The 19,680-nt window shown below is 61.1% G+C and carries 15 protein-coding genes; 9 read left to right on the top strand and 6 right to left on the bottom strand.

Features of this window, described 5'->3' with window-relative positions; all coding sequences use genetic code 11:
* Nucleotide 1: 1 nt before the first annotated feature.
* The 9 genes from murD (at nt 2) to lpxC (ending at nt 10,495) form a co-directional block, all read left to right on the top strand.
* Complete coding sequence (murD, locus tag AABM52_RS25550; RefSeq protein ID WP_347908913.1) at nt 2-1,348, top strand: UDP-N-acetylmuramoyl-L-alanine--D-glutamate ligase; 1,347 nt, start codon at nt 2-4, stop codon at nt 1,346-1,348.
* Nucleotides 1,345-2,562 carry a putative lipid II flippase FtsW gene (gene ftsW / locus AABM52_RS25545; protein WP_046041925.1) on the top strand — a complete coding sequence of 406 codons (1,218 nt, stop codon included), beginning with the start codon at nt 1,345-1,347 and terminating at the stop codon, nt 2,560-2,562. Before murD ends, ftsW begins: the two co-directional genes overlap by 4 nt.
* The gene (gene murG, locus AABM52_RS25540) at nt 2,552-3,622 is read left to right on the top strand and encodes an undecaprenyldiphospho-muramoylpentapeptide beta-N-acetylglucosaminyltransferase (protein WP_347908911.1); all 1,071 of its coding nucleotides are present in this window, start codon (nt 2,552-2,554) and stop codon (nt 3,620-3,622) included. The genes ftsW and murG overlap by 11 nt, the downstream gene beginning before the upstream one ends.
* Complete coding sequence (gene murC, locus AABM52_RS25535; protein WP_108214920.1) at nt 3,615-5,075, top strand: UDP-N-acetylmuramate--L-alanine ligase; 1,461 nt, start codon at nt 3,615-3,617, stop codon at nt 5,073-5,075. Before murG ends, murC begins: the two co-directional genes overlap by 8 nt.
* A complete protein-coding gene (locus AABM52_RS25530; protein WP_347908909.1) occupies nt 5,072-6,055 on the top strand; it encodes a D-alanine--D-alanine ligase in 984 nt (327 codons plus the stop codon). Before murC ends, AABM52_RS25530 begins: the two co-directional genes overlap by 4 nt.
* A gap of 4 nt (nt 6,056-6,059) precedes the next feature.
* The gene (locus AABM52_RS25525) at nt 6,060-6,929 is read left to right on the top strand and encodes a cell division protein FtsQ/DivIB (protein ID WP_347908908.1); all 870 of its coding nucleotides are present in this window, start codon (nt 6,060-6,062) and stop codon (nt 6,927-6,929) included.
* A 15-nt stretch (nt 6,930-6,944) separates the two neighbouring features.
* Nucleotides 6,945-8,204 carry a cell division protein FtsA gene (gene ftsA, locus AABM52_RS25520; protein WP_007989901.1) on the top strand — a complete coding sequence of 420 codons (1,260 nt, stop codon included), beginning with the start codon at nt 6,945-6,947 and terminating at the stop codon, nt 8,202-8,204.
* 73 nt (nt 8,205-8,277) lie between these two features.
* Complete coding sequence (gene ftsZ / locus AABM52_RS25515; RefSeq protein WP_347908906.1) at nt 8,278-9,471, top strand: cell division protein FtsZ; 1,194 nt, start codon at nt 8,278-8,280, stop codon at nt 9,469-9,471.
* Nucleotides 9,472-9,583: 112 nt separating this feature from the next.
* The gene (gene lpxC, locus AABM52_RS25510; protein WP_007939852.1) at nt 9,584-10,495 is read left to right on the top strand and encodes a UDP-3-O-acyl-N-acetylglucosamine deacetylase; all 912 of its coding nucleotides are present in this window, start codon (nt 9,584-9,586) and stop codon (nt 10,493-10,495) included.
* 173 nt (nt 10,496-10,668) lie between these two features.
* Here lpxC and AABM52_RS25505 read toward each other — a convergent pair whose 3' ends face one another.
* From AABM52_RS25505 to AABM52_RS25480, 6 genes are all read right to left on the bottom strand, one after another.
* Nucleotides 10,669-12,171 carry a sensor domain-containing diguanylate cyclase gene (locus AABM52_RS25505; RefSeq protein WP_347908904.1) on the bottom strand — a complete coding sequence of 501 codons (1,503 nt, stop codon included), beginning with the start codon at nt 12,169-12,171 and terminating at the stop codon, nt 10,669-10,671.
* A 247-nt stretch (nt 12,172-12,418) separates the two neighbouring features.
* The gene (locus AABM52_RS25500; protein WP_347912687.1) at nt 12,419-12,643 is read right to left on the bottom strand and encodes a hypothetical protein; all 225 of its coding nucleotides are present in this window, start codon (nt 12,641-12,643) and stop codon (nt 12,419-12,421) included.
* A 164-nt stretch (nt 12,644-12,807) separates the two neighbouring features.
* Nucleotides 12,808-14,172, bottom strand: coding sequence for a heavy metal sensor histidine kinase (locus AABM52_RS25495; RefSeq protein ID WP_347908902.1), 1,365 nt, complete (start codon nt 14,170-14,172; stop codon nt 12,808-12,810).
* The gene (locus AABM52_RS25490) at nt 14,162-14,839 is read right to left on the bottom strand and encodes a heavy metal response regulator transcription factor (RefSeq protein WP_056726212.1); all 678 of its coding nucleotides are present in this window, start codon (nt 14,837-14,839) and stop codon (nt 14,162-14,164) included. The genes AABM52_RS25495 and AABM52_RS25490 overlap by 11 nt, the downstream gene beginning before the upstream one ends.
* A gap of 8 nt (nt 14,840-14,847) precedes the next feature.
* Nucleotides 14,848-17,949, bottom strand: a complete 3,102-nt coding sequence (locus AABM52_RS25485) for a multidrug efflux RND transporter permease subunit (protein WP_347908900.1) — start codon at nt 17,947-17,949, stop codon at nt 14,848-14,850.
* Nucleotides 17,946-19,106 carry an efflux RND transporter periplasmic adaptor subunit gene (locus AABM52_RS25480; protein ID WP_347908898.1) on the bottom strand — a complete coding sequence of 387 codons (1,161 nt, stop codon included), beginning with the start codon at nt 19,104-19,106 and terminating at the stop codon, nt 17,946-17,948. The genes AABM52_RS25485 and AABM52_RS25480 overlap by 4 nt, the downstream gene beginning before the upstream one ends.
* Nucleotides 19,107-19,680 lie beyond the last annotated feature (574 nt).

The following is a 19,680-nucleotide window of genomic DNA, read 5'->3' as shown; positions in this document are numbered from 1 at the left end:
CGTGTCTCTGATCGCTTCTGACCACTTCCGCATCGTTGTCGGCCTCGGCAAGAGCGGCATGTCCCTGGTTCGCTTCCTGGCGAACCGGGGCGTGGCGTTTGCAGTGGCCGATACGCGGGAAAACCCACCGGAACTGGCCACGCTCAAGCGTGACTATCCGCATGTGGAAGTGCGTTGTGGCGAGCTGGACGTCGAATTCCTGTGCCGTGCCGACGAGCTCTACGTGAGCCCCGGCCTGGCGCTGGCGACCCCGGCCCTGCAGGCCGCCGCCGCCCGTGGCGTGAAGTTGTCCGGCGACATCGAGCTGTTCGCGCGTAACGCGAAGGCGCCGATCGTGGCCATCAGCGGTTCCAACGCGAAAAGTACCGTGACCACGCTGGTCGGCGAGATGGCGGCTGCGGCGGGCAAGCGTGTTGCCGTCGGTGGCAACCTCGGTACTCCGGCGCTGGACTTGCTCAGCGACGACATCGAGTTGTACGTGATGGAACTGTCGAGTTTCCAGCTGGAAACCACCGATCAGCTCAACGCCGAAGTGGCGACCGTGCTCAACGTCAGTGAAGACCACATGGACCGTTACAGCGGTCTGCCGGCCTATCACCTGGCCAAGCACCGGATCTTCCGTGGCGCCAAACAGTTCGTGGTCAATCGCCAGGATGCCCTGAGTCGTCCGTTGATAGGCGAAGGGCAGCCATGCTGGACCTTCGGCCTGAGCAAACCCGATTTCAAGGCCTTTGGCATCCGTGAAGAAGACGGCGAGAAATACCTGGCCTTCGAATTCCAGAACCTGATGCCGGTGCGCGAATTGAAGATCCGCGGCGCCCACAACCAGTCCAACGCGCTGGCGGCCCTGGCCCTGGGCCATGCAGTCGGCCTGCCGTTCGATGCCATGCTGTCGAGCCTGCGCACCTTCGCCGGTCTCGAGCATCGCTGCCAGTGGGTCCGTGACCTCGACGGCGTGGGCTACTACAACGATTCCAAGGCCACCAACGTCGGCGCCGCACTGGCGGCCATCGAAGGTTTGGGCGCGGACATCGACGGCAAGGTCGTGCTGATCGCCGGTGGCGACGGCAAGGGTGCCGAGTTCAAGGACCTGCGCGATCCGGTGGCGGCCAACTGCCGCGCTGTGGTCCTGATGGGCCGTGACTCCGACAAGATCGGCCAGGCCATCGGCGATGCCGTACCGCTGATCCGCGTCGGCTCCCTGATCGAAGCTGTCGAGCAATGCCGCGCCGCCGCCCAGCCGGGCGACGTGGTGCTGCTGTCGCCAGCCTGCGCCAGTTTCGACATGTTCAAGAACTATGAAGACCGTGGTCACCAGTTCGTCAAAGTCGTGGAGGATCTGGCATGAGCCTCAAAGGCATCATCAAGCCGTATCCATCGCCGCTCATCACCGGGCGCGGTATCGACCTCGACTTCCCGATGCTCGCCGGTTGCCTGACGCTTCTCGGCCTGGGGCTGATCATGATCGCCTCGGCATCGACCGAAGTGGCGGCCGTGCAGTCGGGCAGCGCCCTGTACTACATGATTCGCCACCTTATTTACGTGGTGCTGGGCCTGGGTGCCTGCATCGTCACCATGATGATCCCGATCGCTACCTGGCAACGCCTGGGCTGGCTGATGCTGCTGGGTGCGTTCGGCTTGCTGGTGATGGTGATCGTTCCGGGGATCGGCCGTGAGGTTAACGGTTCGATGCGCTGGATCGGCTTCAGTTTCTTCAACGTCCAGCCTTCCGAGATCGCCAAGGTGTTCGTGGTGATCTACCTCGCCGGTTATCTGGTGCGTCGCCAGAAAGAAGTGCGTGAAAGCTGGATGGGCTTCTTCAAGCCGTTCATCGTGCTGCTGCCGATGGCGGGTCTGCTGCTGATGGAGCCGGACTTCGGTGCCACCGTCGTGATGATGGGGGCCGCAGCGGCGATGCTGTTCCTTGGCGGCGTCGGGCTGTTCCGTTTTTCCCTGATGGTGGTCCTGGCTGTCGGCGCGGTGGTGCTGTTGATTCAGATGCAGCCGTATCGAATGGCGCGTCTGACCAACTTTGCCGACCCGTGGGCCGACCAGTTCGGCGCCGGCTATCAGTTGTCCCAGGCATTGATCGCCTTCGGTCGCGGCGAATGGTTGGGCGTCGGCCTGGGCAACAGCGTGCAGAAACAGTTCTACCTGCCGGAAGCCCACACTGACTTCGTTTTCTCGGTCCTGGCCGAAGAGCTGGGTGCAGTGGGTTCGTTGTGCACCGTGGCACTGTTCGTCTTCGTGTGTATTCGTGGCATGTACATCGGACTGTGGGCTGAAAAGGCCAAGCAGTTTTTCGCCGCTTATGTTGCCTACGGCCTGTCGTTCCTGTGGATCGGTCAATTCCTGATCAACATCGGTGTAAACGTCGGTCTGCTGCCGACCAAGGGTCTGACCCTGCCGTTCCTCAGTTATGGCGGTAGTTCGTTGGTGATCTGCTGTGCCTGTCTCGGCTTGTTGCTGCGCATCGAGTGGGAAAGTCGAACCCACCTGGGCAGTGAAGAGATGGAGTTCCATGAGAGCGACTTCGCCGAGGAGCCGAACCATGGGCGCTAACGTCATGATCATGGCTGGCGGCACCGGTGGCCACGTATTCCCGGCGCTGGCCTGTGCTCGCGAATTCCAGGCGCGCGGCTATACCGTGCACTGGCTCGGCACCCCGCGTGGGATCGAGAACGATCTGGTGCCGGCGGCCGGTATCGAACTGCACCGGATCAACGCCAGCGGTCTGCGGGGCAAGGGCAAATTGTCCCTGCTCAAGGCGCCGTTCATGTTGCTCAAGTCGGTCTGGCAGGCGCGGGCGATCATTCGCCGTCTGCAACCGGTCTGCGTCGTGGGCTTTGGTGGCTTTGTGACCGGTCCTGGCGGTGTCGCGGCCAAACTGGCCGGTGTGCCGGTGATCGTTCACGAACAGAACGCCGTGGCCGGTACCGCCAATCGGTTGCTGGTGCCGTTTGCCGCCCGAGTCTGTGAAGCGTTCCCCGACACCTTTACCCTGTCGGACAGCCGCCGGACCACCGGTAATCCGGTGCGCACCGAGCTGTTCCTCGAGACATCGCGACCTGCCCTGGCCGGTCGCAAGGCGCGTTTGCTGATCCTGGGTGGAAGCCTGGGCGCAGAACCGTTGAACAAGTTGCTGCCTGAATCCCTGTCGCAAGTCGCTGCCGACTTGCGTCCGGAAGTGTTCCATCAGGCCGGCAAAAACCACGATGAAGTGACTGCAGAGCGCTATCGCGCGGCTGGCGTCGAGGCGCAGGTGCAGCCCTTCATCAAAGACATGGCCCAAGCCTACGGCTGGGCCGACCTGGTGGTATGTCGCGCAGGCGCGCTGACCATCAGTGAACTGGCCGCCGCCGGTCTGCCCTCGATGCTGGTGCCTTTGCCCCATGCCATCGACGATCACCAGACCCGCAACGCCGAATATTTGGCCCGCGAAGGCGCAGCCTTCCTGATGCCACAAAGAACGACTGGCGCAGCGGATCTTGCCGCTCGCCTGACAGAGGTCCTGATGCAACCACAACGACTCAACGAAATGGCTACCGCGGCACGCCGCCTGGCCAAACCCGATGCCACCCGTAACGTGGTCGATAGCTGCCTGGAGGTGGCCCATGGTTGAGAGTCAGAAAGCCATGCCGCAACCGGAAATGCGCCGCATCCGCCGCATCCACTTCGTCGGTATCGGCGGTGTGGGCATGTGCGGGATTGCTGAAGTGTTGTTGAACCTGGGCTATGAAGTGTCCGGCTCTGACCTGAAGGCTTCGCCGGTGACCGAGCGTCTGGAGTCCTTCGGGGCGCAGATCTTCATCGGCCATCGCGCCGAGAACGCCGCAGCCGCTGACGTGCTGGTGGTGTCGAGCGCCGTGAACACGTCCAACCCGGAAGTCGCTACCGCGCTGGAACGCCGTATCCCGGTGGTGCCGCGTGCTGAGATGCTGGCTGAGCTGATGCGTTATCGCCACGGCATCGCCGTTGCCGGTACCCACGGCAAAACCACCACCACCAGCCTGATCGCTTCGGTATTCGCGGCCGGTGGCCTGGACCCGACATTCGTCATCGGTGGACGCCTGAACGCTGCGGGCACCAATGCCCAGCTCGGCACCAGCCGCTACCTGATCGCCGAAGCCGACGAAAGCGACGCCAGCTTCCTGCACTTGCAGCCGCTGGTGGCCGTGGTCACCAACATCGACGCCGATCACATGGCGACCTACGACGGTGACTTCAACAAACTGAAGAAAACCTTCGTCGAGTTCCTCCACAACCTGCCGTTCTACGGTCTGGCGGTGGTGTGCCTGGACGATCCGGTGGTGCGTGAAATCCTCCCGCAGGTCAAACGCCCGACGGTCACCTATGGTTTCGGCGAAGACTGCGACGTGCGTGCCATCAACGTGCGCCAGCAAGGCATGCAGACCTTCTTCACCGTGCTGCGCCCTGACCGCGAGCCGCTGGATGTTTCGGTCAACATGCCGGGCAATCACAACGTATTGAACGCACTGGCGACCATCTGCATCGCCACCGACGAAGGCGTCAGCGATGAAGCCATCGTCCAGGGCCTGTCCGGGTTCCAGGGTGTCGGCCGACGCTTCCAGGTCTACGGCGAACTGCCGGTGGACGGCGGCAATGTGATGCTGGTCGATGACTATGGTCACCACCCGACGGAAGTCGCGGCCGTGATCAAGGCCGTACGCGGTGGCTGGCCGGAGCGCCGCCTGGTGATGGTCTACCAGCCGCACCGTTACAGCCGCACCCGTGACCTGTACGACGATTTCGTCAATGTGCTGGCCGATGCCAACGTCCTGCTGCTGATGGAAGTCTATCCGGCCGGCGAAGAGCCGATTCCGGGGGCCGACAGCCGCAAGTTGTGCAACAGCATCCGTCAGCGTGGTCAGCTTGACCCGATCTACATCGAGCGTGGTGTCGACCTCGCGCCAGTGGTCAAGCCGCTGCTGCGCGCCGGCGACATCCTGCTGTGCCAGGGCGCCGGCGATATCGGCGGTCTCGCACCAAAACTGTTGAAAAGTGAGTTGTTCGCCGGTGCCGTTGCCGCGCCGGAGAAGGGGAAGTTGAAATGAGTGCTGCCTACGCCAACCTGGTCTCCACGATCGCGCCGAAAGACTTCGGCCGCGTCGCCGTGCTGTTCGGCGGCAAGAGTGCCGAGCGCGAAGTGTCCCTGAAGTCGGGTAACGCTGTTCTCGACGCACTGCAAAGCGCCGGTGTGGACGCGTTCGGCCTCGACGTCGGCGATGACCTGCTGCAGCGTCTGCAGAGCGAAAAGATCGACCGCGCCTTCATCATCCTCCACGGCCGTGGCGGTGAAGACGGCAGCATGCAGGGCCTGCTCGAATGCCTGGGTATTCCGTACACCGGCAGCGGCATCCTGGCGTCGGCCCTGGCCATGGACAAACTGCGCACCAAGCAGGTCTGGCACAGCCTGGGCATTCCGACCCCACGTCACGCGGTACTGAGCAGCGAGGCCGATTGTATTTCGGCGGCGACGGAACTGGGCTTCCCTTTGATCGTCAAACCGGCCCATGAAGGTTCAAGTATCGGGATGGCCAAAGTGAGTTCCGCGTCCGAATTGATCGACGCATGGAAAGCGGCCAGTACCTACGATTCGCAAGTGTTGGTCGAGCAATGGATTCACGGTCCGGAGTTCACCATCGCCACCCTGCGTGACCAGGTGTTGCCACCGATTGCCCTGGGCACGACGCACAGCTTCTACGACTACGACGCCAAGTACATCGCCAACGATACCCAGTACCGCATTCCGTGCGGTCTTGACAGCGCCAAGGAAAAGGAACTCATGGACCTCACGGCGAAAGCCTGTGAAGCGCTGGGTATCGCCGGTTGGGGCAGGGCAGACGTGATGCAGGACGCCGACGGGCAGTTCTGGTTCCTGGAAGTCAACACTGCACCGGGCATGACCGATCACAGCCTGGTGCCGATGGCGGCCCGTGCCGCCGGTCTGGATTTCCAGCAACTGGTCCTGGCCATTTTGGCCGAGAGCGTTGCCGGCAACACTGCCGGTAACCAAGAGTCGACGAGAGGTTAAGGCCATGCAAGGCGCTCAGCTCAGACATCAGCCTACCGCACCGACCGGCCGCAAGCCGGTGCCGCGGGGTGCCAGCCGAATGGTGGCCAAAGAGCCGATGTCCGCGCGCCTGCCAAAAGCAAACTTCGGTTTTCTCAAAGCGTTGTTCTGGCCGGTACTGCTGGTGGCGTTGGGGTTCGGTACTTACGAAGGCGCGACACGGTTGTTGCCGTATGCCGACCGGCCGATCACCAGGATCAACGTGCAAGGCGACTTGAGTTACATCAGCCAGCAAGCAGTGCAGCAGCGGATTGCCCCTTACGTGGCGTCGAGCTTCTTCACCATCGACCTGGCGAGCATGCGCACCGAGCTGGAAACGATGCCATGGATTGCCCACGCCGAAGTGCGCCGGGTGTGGCCGGATCAAGTGGTGATCCGCCTGGAAGAACAACTGCCGGTGGCCCGTTGGGGCGACGAGTCGCTGTTGAACAACCAGGGCCAGGCCTTCACCCCGCGCGAGCTGGCGAACTATGAACACCTGCCACAGCTGTTCGGCCCACAGCGGGCTCAACAGCAAGTGATGCAGCAATACCAGGTGCTGAGCCAGATGCTCAGGCCACTGGGCTTCTCGATTGCACGCCTGGAGCTGCGTGATCGCGGCAGCTGGTTCCTGACCACCGGCCCCGGCAGCGCGGGTCCCGGGATCGAACTGCTGCTGGGACGCGGCAACCAGGTGGAAAAGATGCGCCGTTTCATCGCCATCTATGACAAGACGCTCAAAGAACAGATTACGAACATTGCGCGCATCGATCTGCGCTACGCCAACGGCCTCGCTGTTGGCTGGCGGGAACCTGTAGCGCCCACGGCAGCCCAACCCGCTGTCGCGAAGAATTAAGAAGAGGCAGGACCCATGGCAAACGTGCAAAGCGGCAAAATGATCGTCGGTCTCGATATCGGCACCTCCAAGGTGGTGGCGTTGGTGGGCGAGGTCGCGGACGACGGCACGCTGGAAATCGTCGGGATCGGTACCCATCCGTCCCGTGGCCTGAAAAAAGGCGTGGTGGTGAACATCGAATCCACCGTGCAATCGATCCAGCGCGCCATCGAAGAAGCGCAGCTGATGGCTGGTTGCCGCATTCACTCGGCGTTCGTCGGCGTGGCCGGCAATCACATCCGCAGCCTGAACTCCCACGGCATCGTGGCGATTCGTGATCGCGAAGTCAGCTCTGCCGACCTTGAGCGCGTGCTCGACGCTGCCCAGGCCGTGGCGATCCCGGCTGACCAGCGCGTGCTGCACACCCTGCCGCAGGATTACGTGATCGATAACCAGGAAGGCGTCCGCGAACCGCTGGGCATGTCCGGCGTGCGTCTGGAAGCCAAGGTCCACGTGGTCACCTGCGCCGTCAACGCCGCACAGAACATTGAAAAATGCGTGCGCCGCTGCGGTCTGGAAATCGACGACATCATTCTCGAGCAACTGGCTTCCGCGTACTCGGTACTGACTGATGACGAGAAAGAGCTGGGTGTGTGCCTGGTGGACATCGGTGGCGGTACCACCGACATCGCGATCTTCACCGAAGGCGCGATCCGTCACACCGCGGTGATCCCGATTGCCGGTGACCAGGTGACCAACGACATCGCCATGGCGTTGCGCACTCCGACCCAGTACGCCGAAGAAATCAAGATCCGCTACGCCTGCGCCCTGGCCAAGCTGGCCGGTGCCGGTGAAACCATCAAGGTGCCAAGCGTCGGCGACCGTCCGCCGCGCGAGCTGTCCCGCCAGGCCCTGGCCGAAGTGGTCGAGCCGCGCTACGACGAACTGTTCACGCTGATCCAGGCCGAACTGCGCCGCAGTGGCTACGAAGACTTGATCCCGGCCGGCATCGTGCTGACCGGCGGTACGTCGAAGATGGAAGGCGCTACCGAACTGGCCGAGGAAATCTTCCACATGCCGGTGCGCCTGGGCGTGCCTCATGGCGTGAAAGGTCTGGATGACGTAGTGCGCAACCCGATCTATTCCACCGGCGTCGGCCTGTTGATGTACGGCCTGCAGAAGCAGTCCGATGGCATCTCGTTCTCGGGCATCGGCAGCCGCGACAGCTACAGCAACGAAGAGCCACAGGCTCCTCTGCTGGACCGCCTGAAGAAGTGGGTCCAGGGCAATTTCTGAAGATTTACCGCAATACCGTTACACCGAAGCACGCAGTAGGCGAAAAAACTAGAGAATGTAAAGGAGAGGGAAAATGTTCGAACTCGTAGACAACATCCCCGCAAGCCCGGTAATCAAGGTTATCGGTGTCGGCGGTGGCGGCGGCAACGCTGTCAACCACATGGTCAAGAGCAACATCGAAGGCGTCGAGTTCATCTGCGCCAACACCGATGCTCAAGCGCTGAAAAACATCGGCGCGCGGACCATCCTGCAACTGGGCACGGGCGTGACCAAGGGCCTGGGCGCTGGCGCCAACCCTGAAGTCGGCCGTCAAGCCGCTCTGGAAGACCGTGAGCGCATTGCCGAAGTCCTGCAGGGCACCAACATGGTGTTCATCACCACTGGCATGGGCGGAGGTACCGGTACCGGTGCTGCGCCGATCATCGCCGAAGTGGCCAAGGAAATGGGCATCCTGACCGTTGCGGTCGTGACTCGTCCGTTCCCGTTCGAAGGTCGCAAGCGCATGCAGATCGCCGACGAAGGCATCCGTCTGCTGTCTGAAAGCGTCGACTCGCTGATCACCATTCCCAACGAGAAGCTGCTGACCATCCTCGGTAAAGACGCAAGCCTGCTGTCGGCTTTCGCCAAGGCTGACGATGTACTGGCCGGTGCCGTTCGCGGTATCTCCGACATCATCAAGCGTCCGGGCATGATCAACGTCGACTTCGCCGACGTGCGTACCGTGATGAGCGAAATGGGCATGGCGATGATGGGCACTGGCTGCGCCAGCGGTCCGAACCGTGCACGCGAAGCCACCGAAGCGGCCATTCGCAACCCGCTGCTCGAAGACGTGAACCTGCAAGGCGCTCGCGGCATCCTGGTGAACATCACCGCCGGTCCTGACCTGTCCCTGGGTGAGTACTCCGACGTGGGTAGCATCATCGAAGCCTTCGCTTCCGAGCACGCTATGGTCAAGGTCGGTACCGTTATCGATCCGGACATGCGCGACGAGCTGCACGTAACTGTCGTTGCCACAGGTCTGGGCGCTAAAATCGAGAAGCCTGTGAAGGTCATCGACAACACCGTTCACACTTCGATGGCTGCACAGCCACAACAACAGGCCCCTGTTCGTCAGGAAGCTCCAGCGGTGAACTACCGTGACCTGGACCGTCCGACCGTCATGCGCAACCAGGCCCAGGCCGGTGCTGCGACTGCCGCGAAGATGAATCCGCAAGATGACCTGGACTACCTGGACATCCCGGCTTTCCTGCGTCGTCAGGCCGATTGATGGAATGTATCAGGGCTATGAAGGTGATTGGTGTTCAGCAAAGGCTCGGTCTGCTATCATCGCCAGCCTTTGTTGATACCAGTTCGCAATTTGCGCTGAAGCGGCCCAAGCCATGATTAAACAACGCACACTGAAAAATATTATCCGTGCCACAGGTGTAGGCCTGCACTCCGGGGAGAAGGTCTACCTGACCCTCAAGCCTGCGCCTGTCGACACTGGCATTGTGTTTTGTCGCGCTGACCTCGACCCTGTGGTGCAGATTCCTGCCCGCGCGGAAAACGTCGGTGAAACCACTATGTCGACGACGCTGGTCAATGGCGACGTCAAAGTGGACACGGTAGAGCACTTGCTCTCGGCCATGGCTGGCCTGGGCATCGATAACGCCTACGTCGAGCTCTCCGCGTCCGAAGTCCCGATCATGGATGGCAGCGCTGGACCTTTCGTATTCCTGATTCAATCGGCAGGCCTGGAAGAACAGGACGCCGCCAAGAAATTCATCCGCATCCTGCGTGAAGTGACAGTGGAAGACGGCGACAAGCGCGCCACTTTCGTCCCTTTCGAAGGGTTCAAGGTGAGCTTCGAGATCGATTTCGATCACCCGGTTTTCCGGGACCGTACCCAAAGTGCAAGCGTGGATTTTTCCAGCACTTCGTTCGTAAAAGAAGTCAGCCGCGCCCGTACTTTCGGTTTCATGAGTGACATCGAGTACCTGCGCAAGCACAACCTCGCACTCGGCGGCAGCGTTGAAAACGCAATCGTGGTCGACGCCGATGGCGTACTGAACGAAGACGGCCTTCGCTATGAAGACGAATTCGTGAAGCACAAGATCCTCGATGCAATTGGTGACCTGTACCTGCTGGGTAACAGCCTGATTGGTGAGTTCAAGGGCTTCAAGTCCGGCCACGCACTGAACAACCAGCTGCTGCGCAAGTTGATTGAGCAGACAGATGCCTGGGAAGTCGTGACGTTCGAAGACGCCAGCACCGCACCAATCTCTTACATGCGTCCGGTTGCGGCGGTGTAAGCAAAAAACCTCTCTAGTTTTTTAAAGGCTGCCTTCGGGTGGCCTTTTTTTATATCCGAAGTTTGTAGTGCCTGGGCTGGCCTCATCGCGAGCAAGCTCGCTCCCACAGTGGATTGCATTCCCTTGTAGGAGCGAGCCTGCTCGCGATGACGTCCGTCCACTCAACAAAAAAATCAGCTGGCGCACACCACCCGGTTCCGTCCCCCTTCCTTGGCCTGATACAGCGCCTTGTCCGCACTGAACAGCAATTGCTCCAGGTTGATATCGCTGGCCGCCGTCCAGGTGGCAATACCGATACTTACGCTCATCGGTGGCTCACCGGGGTCCACCAGCGGCAGCTTCTGCACCGCCTCGCGGATGTGCTCGGCGATCTGCTTCGCGCCTTCACTGTCAGTTTCGGCCAGGATCACCGAAAACTCCTCGCCACCATAGCGAGCCACCAGATCCGCCGGGCGATGGACATTGGCGCGGATGACCTCGGCCAATGCCCGCAAGGCGTCGTCGCCGGCCTGATGCCCGTGCCGGTCATTGAAGGCCTTGAAGTGATCGGCATCGATCATCAGCAACGACAACGGTTTGCCACTGCGCTGAGCGCGAAACCATTCATGGCGCAGGGTCTGATCAAGGGAGCGACGGTTGGCCACGCCGGTCAAGGCATCGGTGGCCGCCAGTTGCGCCAATTCCTGCTCGGCACTTTGGCGCCGTCGCAGCTCCCGGCAGAGCAGCCAGGTCAGCCACAACAGGCCGATGCACAAAACCCCTGTTGCACCGCTGATCGCATAGGCCGTGCGGTTCCAGGTGGCGAACACTTCGTCGATGGAAAGGGCCACGATGACGGTCAGCGGCAGGTTGCCGACCCGGGTAAAGGTGTACAGGCGCTGTTGATGGTCGACACTCGACACGCTTTCAAAGGTGCCGCTGCGCTCGCGCAGCATGCGTACGACGTTGGGGCGGCTGGAGATGCTTTTGCCGATGGCGTTTTGCTCACGGTACGGTTTCTGCGCCAGGAGAATCCCGTCATCGTTGATGATGCCAAGCGTACTGCCGTTGCCAATGTCGAGGCTGTTGAACAGTTGATCGAAGTAGCTCATGCGCATCGACGCCACCGCGACCCCCAGAAACTCACCCGTGGGCGATGAAATGCGCCGGCTGAAACTGATGCGCCATTCGTCGCTGTCATCGCAGTCACAGCGTGGTTTGAACGGCCGGCTGATAAACATGCCGGTGTCGCGATTGAAGACATGGGCCAGGAAATAATCGCGGTCAGCGAAGTTGCCCGGTTTCGGCTCGATCAATGATGAGTCGGCCAGCACGTCGCCGTGCTTGTCCAGCAGCAGGATGTCACCCTTGTAGCGTGCGGTAGTAGAGCGGTCGAACAGCACCAGATGACGGATCTGCGGCGAAACCTGTTTAAGGTCGTCCCGTTGGGCGGCGGCGATCAGGCCCTGCAAGGTCAAATCATAGAGCTCGACCGTACGCAGGACATCGGCATCGATCAGTTGCGCAATGGTGGTCGCGCTGCGTGTGGCGGTCTGCTGGGCATTGGCGTGCTCGCGGATCAGCAGGTAAGTGACGATGCACAGGATCGAGATGACAGTCAGGGTGCTGCCGAGGATCACCATGATCTCGGGTCGCCCGGGCGGGCCTTGAAAATGTGCGGTGCGGCTTGCGGTCATAGGGCTGACGTCTGCTAAAGGGACGCTCTAAGCGTAGTTGCATAAACGTAGCAGCCGAGTGAATCGTTCCTGTTGATCGAACGATTGATCAATGGTGTGGGCGTCAGTGACTTTCGTTTCAAAAATTGCAATGAAGGTCGAGTCGCCACTATAAAAAAAGCCGCTGACAGCAGCGGCTTTGAAGACAACTTTTCAAAGGGAAGAGCCGATGAAAAGTGTCGAGGGAAACGGGAGTGACCGGTGCCGGTCAGCTGTCTTTCTCGGCCCGTGGCTGGGCCTGGATGCTGGATGCCTGCGGGGCTTGGGAGTCTTGCGCAGCCTTGGCCGTCATCTCGATCTGATGCTCTTCAAAGGTTGCAGCGCGTGCGGCGTTATGCGCGACGAAAGTCTGCGATTCTTCAGCCATCGCCAACGGCGACAGGAACAAAGAGGACAAAACGAAAGCGCTGGCAATACCCATACTGTTGGACATCTTTAAAACCTTCTTGCTTGGCAAGTGCTGTTTGGTGCGGGCAAAGATAAGGATATGAGGCGAGGGGAAAAAGAGCGGATTCATGAAAGGACTGTTGCTGTTATGGCAATAGTTGATTGGCCGCCTGTATGTGTTCAAGCCAAATCCAATGTGGGAGGGGGGAATCAGACTGGAAGGTGAATGCCGAACGTATTCATCCCATGATCACTGCGCACAAACACATCCCCGCCATGCATCAGCGCAATCGCCTTGACGATGGCCAGCCCCAGACCGTGATTGTGGCCGCTGTTGCTGCGCGATGCATCGACCCGGTAGAAGCGTTCGAACAGACGCGGCAGATGCTCACTGGCAATCGGCGAGCCGGGGTTGGCGACGCCGATGCTGACTTGATGCTCCTGGGCTTCGATCCGCACTTGAATCACCTGCCCGGGCGCGGTGTGCTGCACCGCGTTATTCAACAAGTTGATCAACGCCCGACGCAGATGGGCGATCTCGATGCACACCTGCGCGTCACCACTGACCTCGACCTGGACCTGAGCGTCTTCGAGAATGAAGTCCAGATATTCCAAGGTCGTGGCCACCTCATCGGCCAGCGAAGTCGAGGTGAGTTTGGTCGCCTTGCTGCCCTGATCGGCGCTGGCGAGGAACAGCATGTCGTTGATGATCGAACGCAGTCGCTCAAGCTCTTCGAGGTTCGATTGCAGCACTTCGAAGTAATGCTCGGCGGAGCGTCCGCGGGTCAACGCGACCTGGGTCTGGCCGATCAAGTTGGTCAATGGCGAGCGCAGTTCGTGGGCGACGTCGGCGTTGAACGATTCAAGGCGCGAGTAGGCCTGCTCGACCCGTTCCAGGGTCGAGTTGAACGAGCTGACGAATTGATCGAGTTCCGGCGGCAACGGTGACAAACGCAAGCGCCCCGAGCGCAACGGCGGGGCCAGCCGCTGGGCTTCCTGGGACAGTTTGATCAGCGGCTTGAGGCCGATCCGCGCCACCCAATAACCCAGTGCCGAGGCCAGCAGCACGCCGACAATCGCCAGGCTGATCAGCGCGACCAGCAGGTGATGCTGGGTATGGAAAAACGTTTCGGTGTCGATGGCGATCATGAAGCGCAGCGGTGGGCGCTGGTCCTTGGCCGGGAACTCGCTGACCAGCACTTTCAGCGGATACGGGTGCTCCGGCAGATGCATGTCGCGCGTGCCCAGCGGCCCTTGGGCAAAGGCGCGGATCTGTGGTGTCGGGTTGCCGTATTCGTAGTGCGAATCGCCACTGATGATCCAGAAACTGATGCGTTTGTCTTCTTCGCTCAGCAGGTTGAGCTTGTTGTTGATTTTCACCCAGTGCTCGGGCGTGCCGTAACGGCCGACCGTGGATTCGAGCACGCTGTAGCGCGCGTCCAGCTCGGCTTCGGGCAACAGACCCAGGCCCTTGTCGACCTGCTGGTACAGCGCCCAGCCGATCAACAGGAACACTAGAAGCGCCACCAGCGTAAACATCCCGCTCAGACGCAGCGCGATCGAGTTACTGGACACCACGGCTCTCCAGCACATAACCCATGCCACGAATGGTGTGCAGCAGTTTCTCTTCGAACGGCCCGTCAAGTTTGGCCCGCAAGCGTTTGATCGCGACTTCGACGACGTTGGCATCGCTGTCGAAATTGATGTCCCAAACCATCTCGGCGATGGCGGTTTTCGAGAGGATTTCACCCTGGCGCCGGGCCAGCACGCTGAGCAGCGAGAACTCCTTGGCGGTCAGGTCCAGACGTGTACCGGCGCGGGTGGCCTTGCGGCTGATCAAATCTATCCACAGGTCGGCAATGCTCACTTGCACCGGTTCATGGCCGCCGCTGCGCCGGGTCAGCGCTTGCAGGCGTGCCACCAGTTCCAGGAAGGAAAACGGTTTGCCCAGATAGTCATCGGCGCCTTCACGCAGACCCTTGATGCGATCTTCCACACGCTCGCGGGCGGTGAGCATGATCACCGGGGTTTGCTTGCGCGCACGCAGGGCGCGCAACACGCCGAAGCCGTCGAGGCCCGGCAGCATCACGTCGAGGACGATCACCGCGTAGTCGCTCTCCAGCGCCAGGTGCAGGCCTTCCACACCATCGCGGGCCAGATCCACGGTGAAACCCTGTTCCGTCAGGCCGCGATGCAGATAGTCCGCGGTTTTTTCTTCGTCTTCGATAATCAGAACGCGCATGACCCGCCTCAGTCTGTGGTCGCCAGCACCGGTTGTGGCGCAGGTTTTGGTCGATGGAACAGCCGCTCCAGCCACAAGTATATGACCGGCGTGGTGAACAACGTCAGCGCCTGGCTCACCAGCAAGCCGCCGACCACCGCGATCCCCAGGGGCTGGCGCAACTCGGCGCCGGTGCCATAGCCGAGCATCAGCGGCAGGGCGCCGAGCAGGGCGGCGAGGGTGGTCATGATGATCGGCCGGAACCGCGTGATGCAGGCCTTGAAAATCGCTTCCTCAGGCGACAGTCCACCATTGCGCTGCGCTTCGAGGGCGAAGTCGATCATCAGGATGCCGTTCTTTTTCACGATACCGATCAGCAACACCAGCCCGATCAGCGCCATGATCGAAAAGTCCTGGCCGCAAATCCACAGCATGATCACCGCGCCGAGGCCCGCCGAAGGCAAGGTCGAAATGATCGTCAGCGGGTGCACGAAGCTCTCGTAGAGCACGCCGAGAATGATGTACACCGCCACCAGCGCCGCCAGGATCAGCCACGGCTGGCTGGCCAGCGAACTCTGGAACGCCTGGGCCGCACCCTGGAAGTTGCCGCTGATGGCGGTCGGCATGCCGATGTCGGCCTTGGCCTGATTGAGCATGATCACCGCATCGCCCAACGCCACGCCGGGAGCCAGGTTGAACGACAGGTTGGCCGCAGGGAACATCCCGTCATGGGCGATGGACAGCGGGCCGATGGTCGGCGCATCGAACCGGGCCAAGGCCGACAGGGGCACCATTTCCCCGCTCAGTGGCGAGCGCAGGTAGAAGTAGTTGAGGCTTTCGGCCTTGCCGCGCTGTTTGGTGTCCAGTTCCAGAATCACGTTGTACTGGTTGATCTGGGTCTGGAATTCATTGACCTGGCGCTGGCCGAAAGCATCGTACAGGGCTTCGTCGACGTCGCTGGCGGTGAGGCCGAAACGTGCCGCGGCACTACGGTCGATGCTGATGTGGGTGATGCTGCCGCCCAGTTGCAGGTCGTTGGAAATGTCGCGGAACGCCGGATTGCCGCGCAGTTTTTCCGTCAGGCGTTGGGTCCAGGTGCTGAGGGTCGCACCGTCGTTGCTCTTGAGCACGTATTGGTACTGGGCGCGGCTCGGGCCTGAGCTGAGGTTGATGTCTTGCCCGGCACGCAGGTACAGGACGATGCCCGGGACTTTCATCAGTTGCGGGCGAATCCGGTCAATGAATTCGCTGGCCGAAACGTCTCGGTCTCCACGTTTTTTCAGGGCGATCCAGAAGCGGCCGTTAGCGATGGTCTGGTTGCTGCCCGACACGCCCACTGAGTGAGAGAATGCTTGAACCGCAGGATCAGCGGCGACGATTTCGGCCATCGCCAGGTGTTTTTTCACCATGTCGCCGTAGGAAATATCCGCAGCTGCTTCGGTAGTACCGAGGACGAAGCCTGTGTCCTGGATCGGGAAGAAACCTTTAGGGATAAAGATGTACCCGGCAACCGCCAACCCCAGGGACAAACCGAACACGCCGATCATCAATTTCTGGTGGGCGAGGGCGCGGCGCAGACCCTTTTCGTACCACGCCAACAGGCGCTCACCGAACCCCGGTTTGTCGTGGGCGTGATGTACCGGCGCGCGCATGAACAGCGCAGCGAGGGTCGGTGCCAGCGTCAGCGAAACCACCACCGAAATCATGATGGTGGAGGTGGCGGTCAGGGCGAACTCCTTGAACAGCCGGCCGACCACGCCGCCCATGAACAGCAGCGGAATGAACGCCGCCACCAGCGAGAAACTGATCGACACCACGGTAAAGCCGATCTCGCCGGCGCCCTTGATCGCCGCCTCACGCATGCCGTCGCCGGCCTCGAGATGTCGGTGGATGTTCTCCACCACCACGATCGCATCGTCCACCACAAACCCCACGGCGACCACGATCGCCACCAACGTCAGGTTGTTCAGGCTGAAGCCCATGACGTACATCAGCGCAAAGCTGGCGATCAGCGACACACCGAGCACGGCCGACACGATCAGCGTGGCCGACAGTTGGCGCAGGAACAGCGCCATCACCGCCACCACCAGCATCACGGCGATCATCAAGGTGATTTCCACCTCGTGCAGCGAAGCGCGGATAGTTTGGGTGCGGTCGATCAACACCTTGACCTGCACCGAGGCCGGCAACATCGCTTGCAGCGCCGGCAGCGCGGCCTGAATGCGATCCACAGTCTCGACGATGTTGGCGCCTGGCTGGCGGAAGATCACCAGGTTTACGCCCGGTTGCGAACCCGCCCACGCCTGAACGTAGGCATCTTCCGAACCGTTGACGACTTTCGCGACATCCTTGAGGTGAACCGGTGCACCGTCCTTGTAGGAAACGATCAACTGGCTGTATTCGTCGGGGTGGAACAACTGGTCGTTGGTCGACAGGGTTGAAATGCTCGATTCGCCGTACAGCGCCCCTTTGGCCAGGTTGAGGCTGGTCTGCTGGATCGCCAGGCGAATGTCCGCCAGGGTCAGGCCGATGGCGGCGAGTTTGTCGGCGGACACCTGTACGCGGATCGCCGGACGTTGCTGACCGGTGATGGCCACCTGGCCGACACCGTCGACCTGACTGAGCTGACGGGACAACAGGGTTTCCGTCAGGTCGCTGAGCTCAGGGCCTGGCATCAGCGACGAGTTGACGCTGAGGATCAGCACCGGGCTGTCGGCCGGGTTGACCTTGCGCCAGGTCGGCAGGTTCGGCATGTCCTTGGGCAGTTTGCCCGCGGCGGTGTTGATCGCTGCCTGGACTTCCTGGGCCGCGGTGTCGATGCTTTTATCGAGGGTGAATTGCAGGGTCAGGATGGTCGAGCCGAGGGCGCTGCTCGATGTCATCTGGGTCACGCCGGGAATGGCGCTGAACTGCACTTCCAGGGGCGTGGCCACCGACGACGCCATGGTTTCCGGGCTGGCACCGGGCAATTGTGCCGCGACCTGGATGGTCGGAAATTCCGCTTCCGGCAGCGGCGCGATGGGCAGGCGCGGGAAGGCAATCGCGCCCAGCAATACCAAGGCAAATGTCAGCAGAATGGTGGCGACCGGGTGATCGATGCACCAGGCCGAGATCGAGCCGTGGCCCTTCATGGCGTCGGCTCCGATTGCACCACCTGCGGCGGCTCGGTCAGCACCTGTACCACCGAACCGGGCTTGAGGCGCGATTGGCCATCGCTGACCAATTGATCGCCAGCCTGCACGCCTTTGATGATGTTCAGGCGGCTGTCCTGATAGACCATCTGCACGGGTACGGTTTCGACTTTGTCACCCTTGAGCCGGTAGACGTAATGTTGATCGAGGCCGCGCTGAACGACGTTGGGCGGTACGACCAGTGCATCTTTATCCAGTGCTGTCTGAATTTTTACTGTCACCAGCAGGCCCGGCCAGAGTTTCTGCCCGGCGTTGTCGAATTCGGCCTTGGCGCGGATGGTGCCGGTGTTGGCGTTGATCTGGTTGTCGATCAGGGTCAGGTGACCTTCGCCGAGCAGGTTGCCGGTTTCGCCATCGGTGTCGGCACCGATGTAGGCCTTGACCCGGGCATGCTGTGGGTCGTTGATCAGGCCCTGCAGGGTCGGCAGCATTTGCTGCGGCAGGGAGAACTCCACGGCGATCGGGTCGATCTGGGTCACCGTGAACAGGCCTTGGGTGTCGGTCATGCGCAGGAAGTTGCCTTCGTCCACCGTGCGAATGCCGACACGACCGGTCACCGGGGAACGAATCTGTGTGTAGGAAAGTTGTACCTGAGCTGCATCGATTGAAGCCTGATTGCCTTGGGCGGTGGCTTTGAGTTGGTTCACCAGCGCCTGTTGCTGGTCGTAGGTCTGCTTGGAAACGCCGTCGTCAACGCTCAGCAGTTTGTAGCGTTTAAGGTTGACCAGCGCCACTTGCAGCTGGGCCTGGCTTTCTCCGAGTTGAGCCCGGGCCTGGTCGAGGCTGGCGCGGATCGAGCGGTCGTCGATGGTGGCCAGCAGGTCGTCTTTTTTCACCAGTTGGCCTTCCTTGACCATGATTTTGGTGAGAATACCGTCGATTTGCGGGCGGACTACGACGCTGTGCAGGGACAGTACCGAACCGATGCCGCTGACGTAGCGCGGTACGTCTTTTTCGGCGACGGCGACCACGCGCACGGGGATGGCGGTGGGGGTGGCGAGTTTGGCCTTGGCCGGTTTGTTGGCGTACCACAGGCCCAGCGCTGCCAGGACGATCAGAAGGGCGACGAGCAGGGCGGGGTTTTTCTGGATTCGCATGCGAGTGGGGCGCCGGGGCTGGGTGGTCGGTTGGTATTTTCCTTTATAAACCTGTTTGCCGGTCAGGAGGGTGACGGCTAACTGACGGCGCTGTCAGTTTGCTGCTTGGTCTGGTCTTGGCGGCCACTGGGCCGACCAGGCTGCTTTTTTGATTGAGTACATATCCGTTGCTTCGGTAACGGCGACTTAGGGTTTCGCCCTGACGGCGACTCACTTTTTTTAACAAGCGCCTCAAAAAAAGTAAGCAAAAAAAGCGCTCGCCCCGAACGTACGGCCCCTCGCCTGGGCTCGGGGTTCCTTCGCTCCGGCATTCATCCGGGGGCATTGCCCTCCAGTCTGCTTCGCGACGACCTACATGCAATGAGTTCGACTGCGTCGAACGGCGCTGCGCGCCAATCCCCGGATGAACGCCTCCACTCAGCCTTCCGAGGGGGCGGGTGGATCAAGATCAAAAGCTGCAGGCGAGCTAATGCTCGGCCTGATGAGTGGTGAGAAGCAACGGGTGTACGCCGATCCGTTTTTGCTCTTTTGTGGGAGCGAGCTTGCTCCCACAAAGAATCAATCCATTAGCCGA

It is taken from the genome of Pseudomonas grandcourensis (assembly GCF_039909015.1).
Taxonomy (GTDB): Bacteria; Pseudomonadota; Gammaproteobacteria; order Pseudomonadales; family Pseudomonadaceae; genus Aquipseudomonas; species Aquipseudomonas grandcourensis.
The sequence above is the reverse complement of the archived record's forward strand: the minus strand, read 5'-3'. Positions and strand labels throughout refer to the sequence as shown.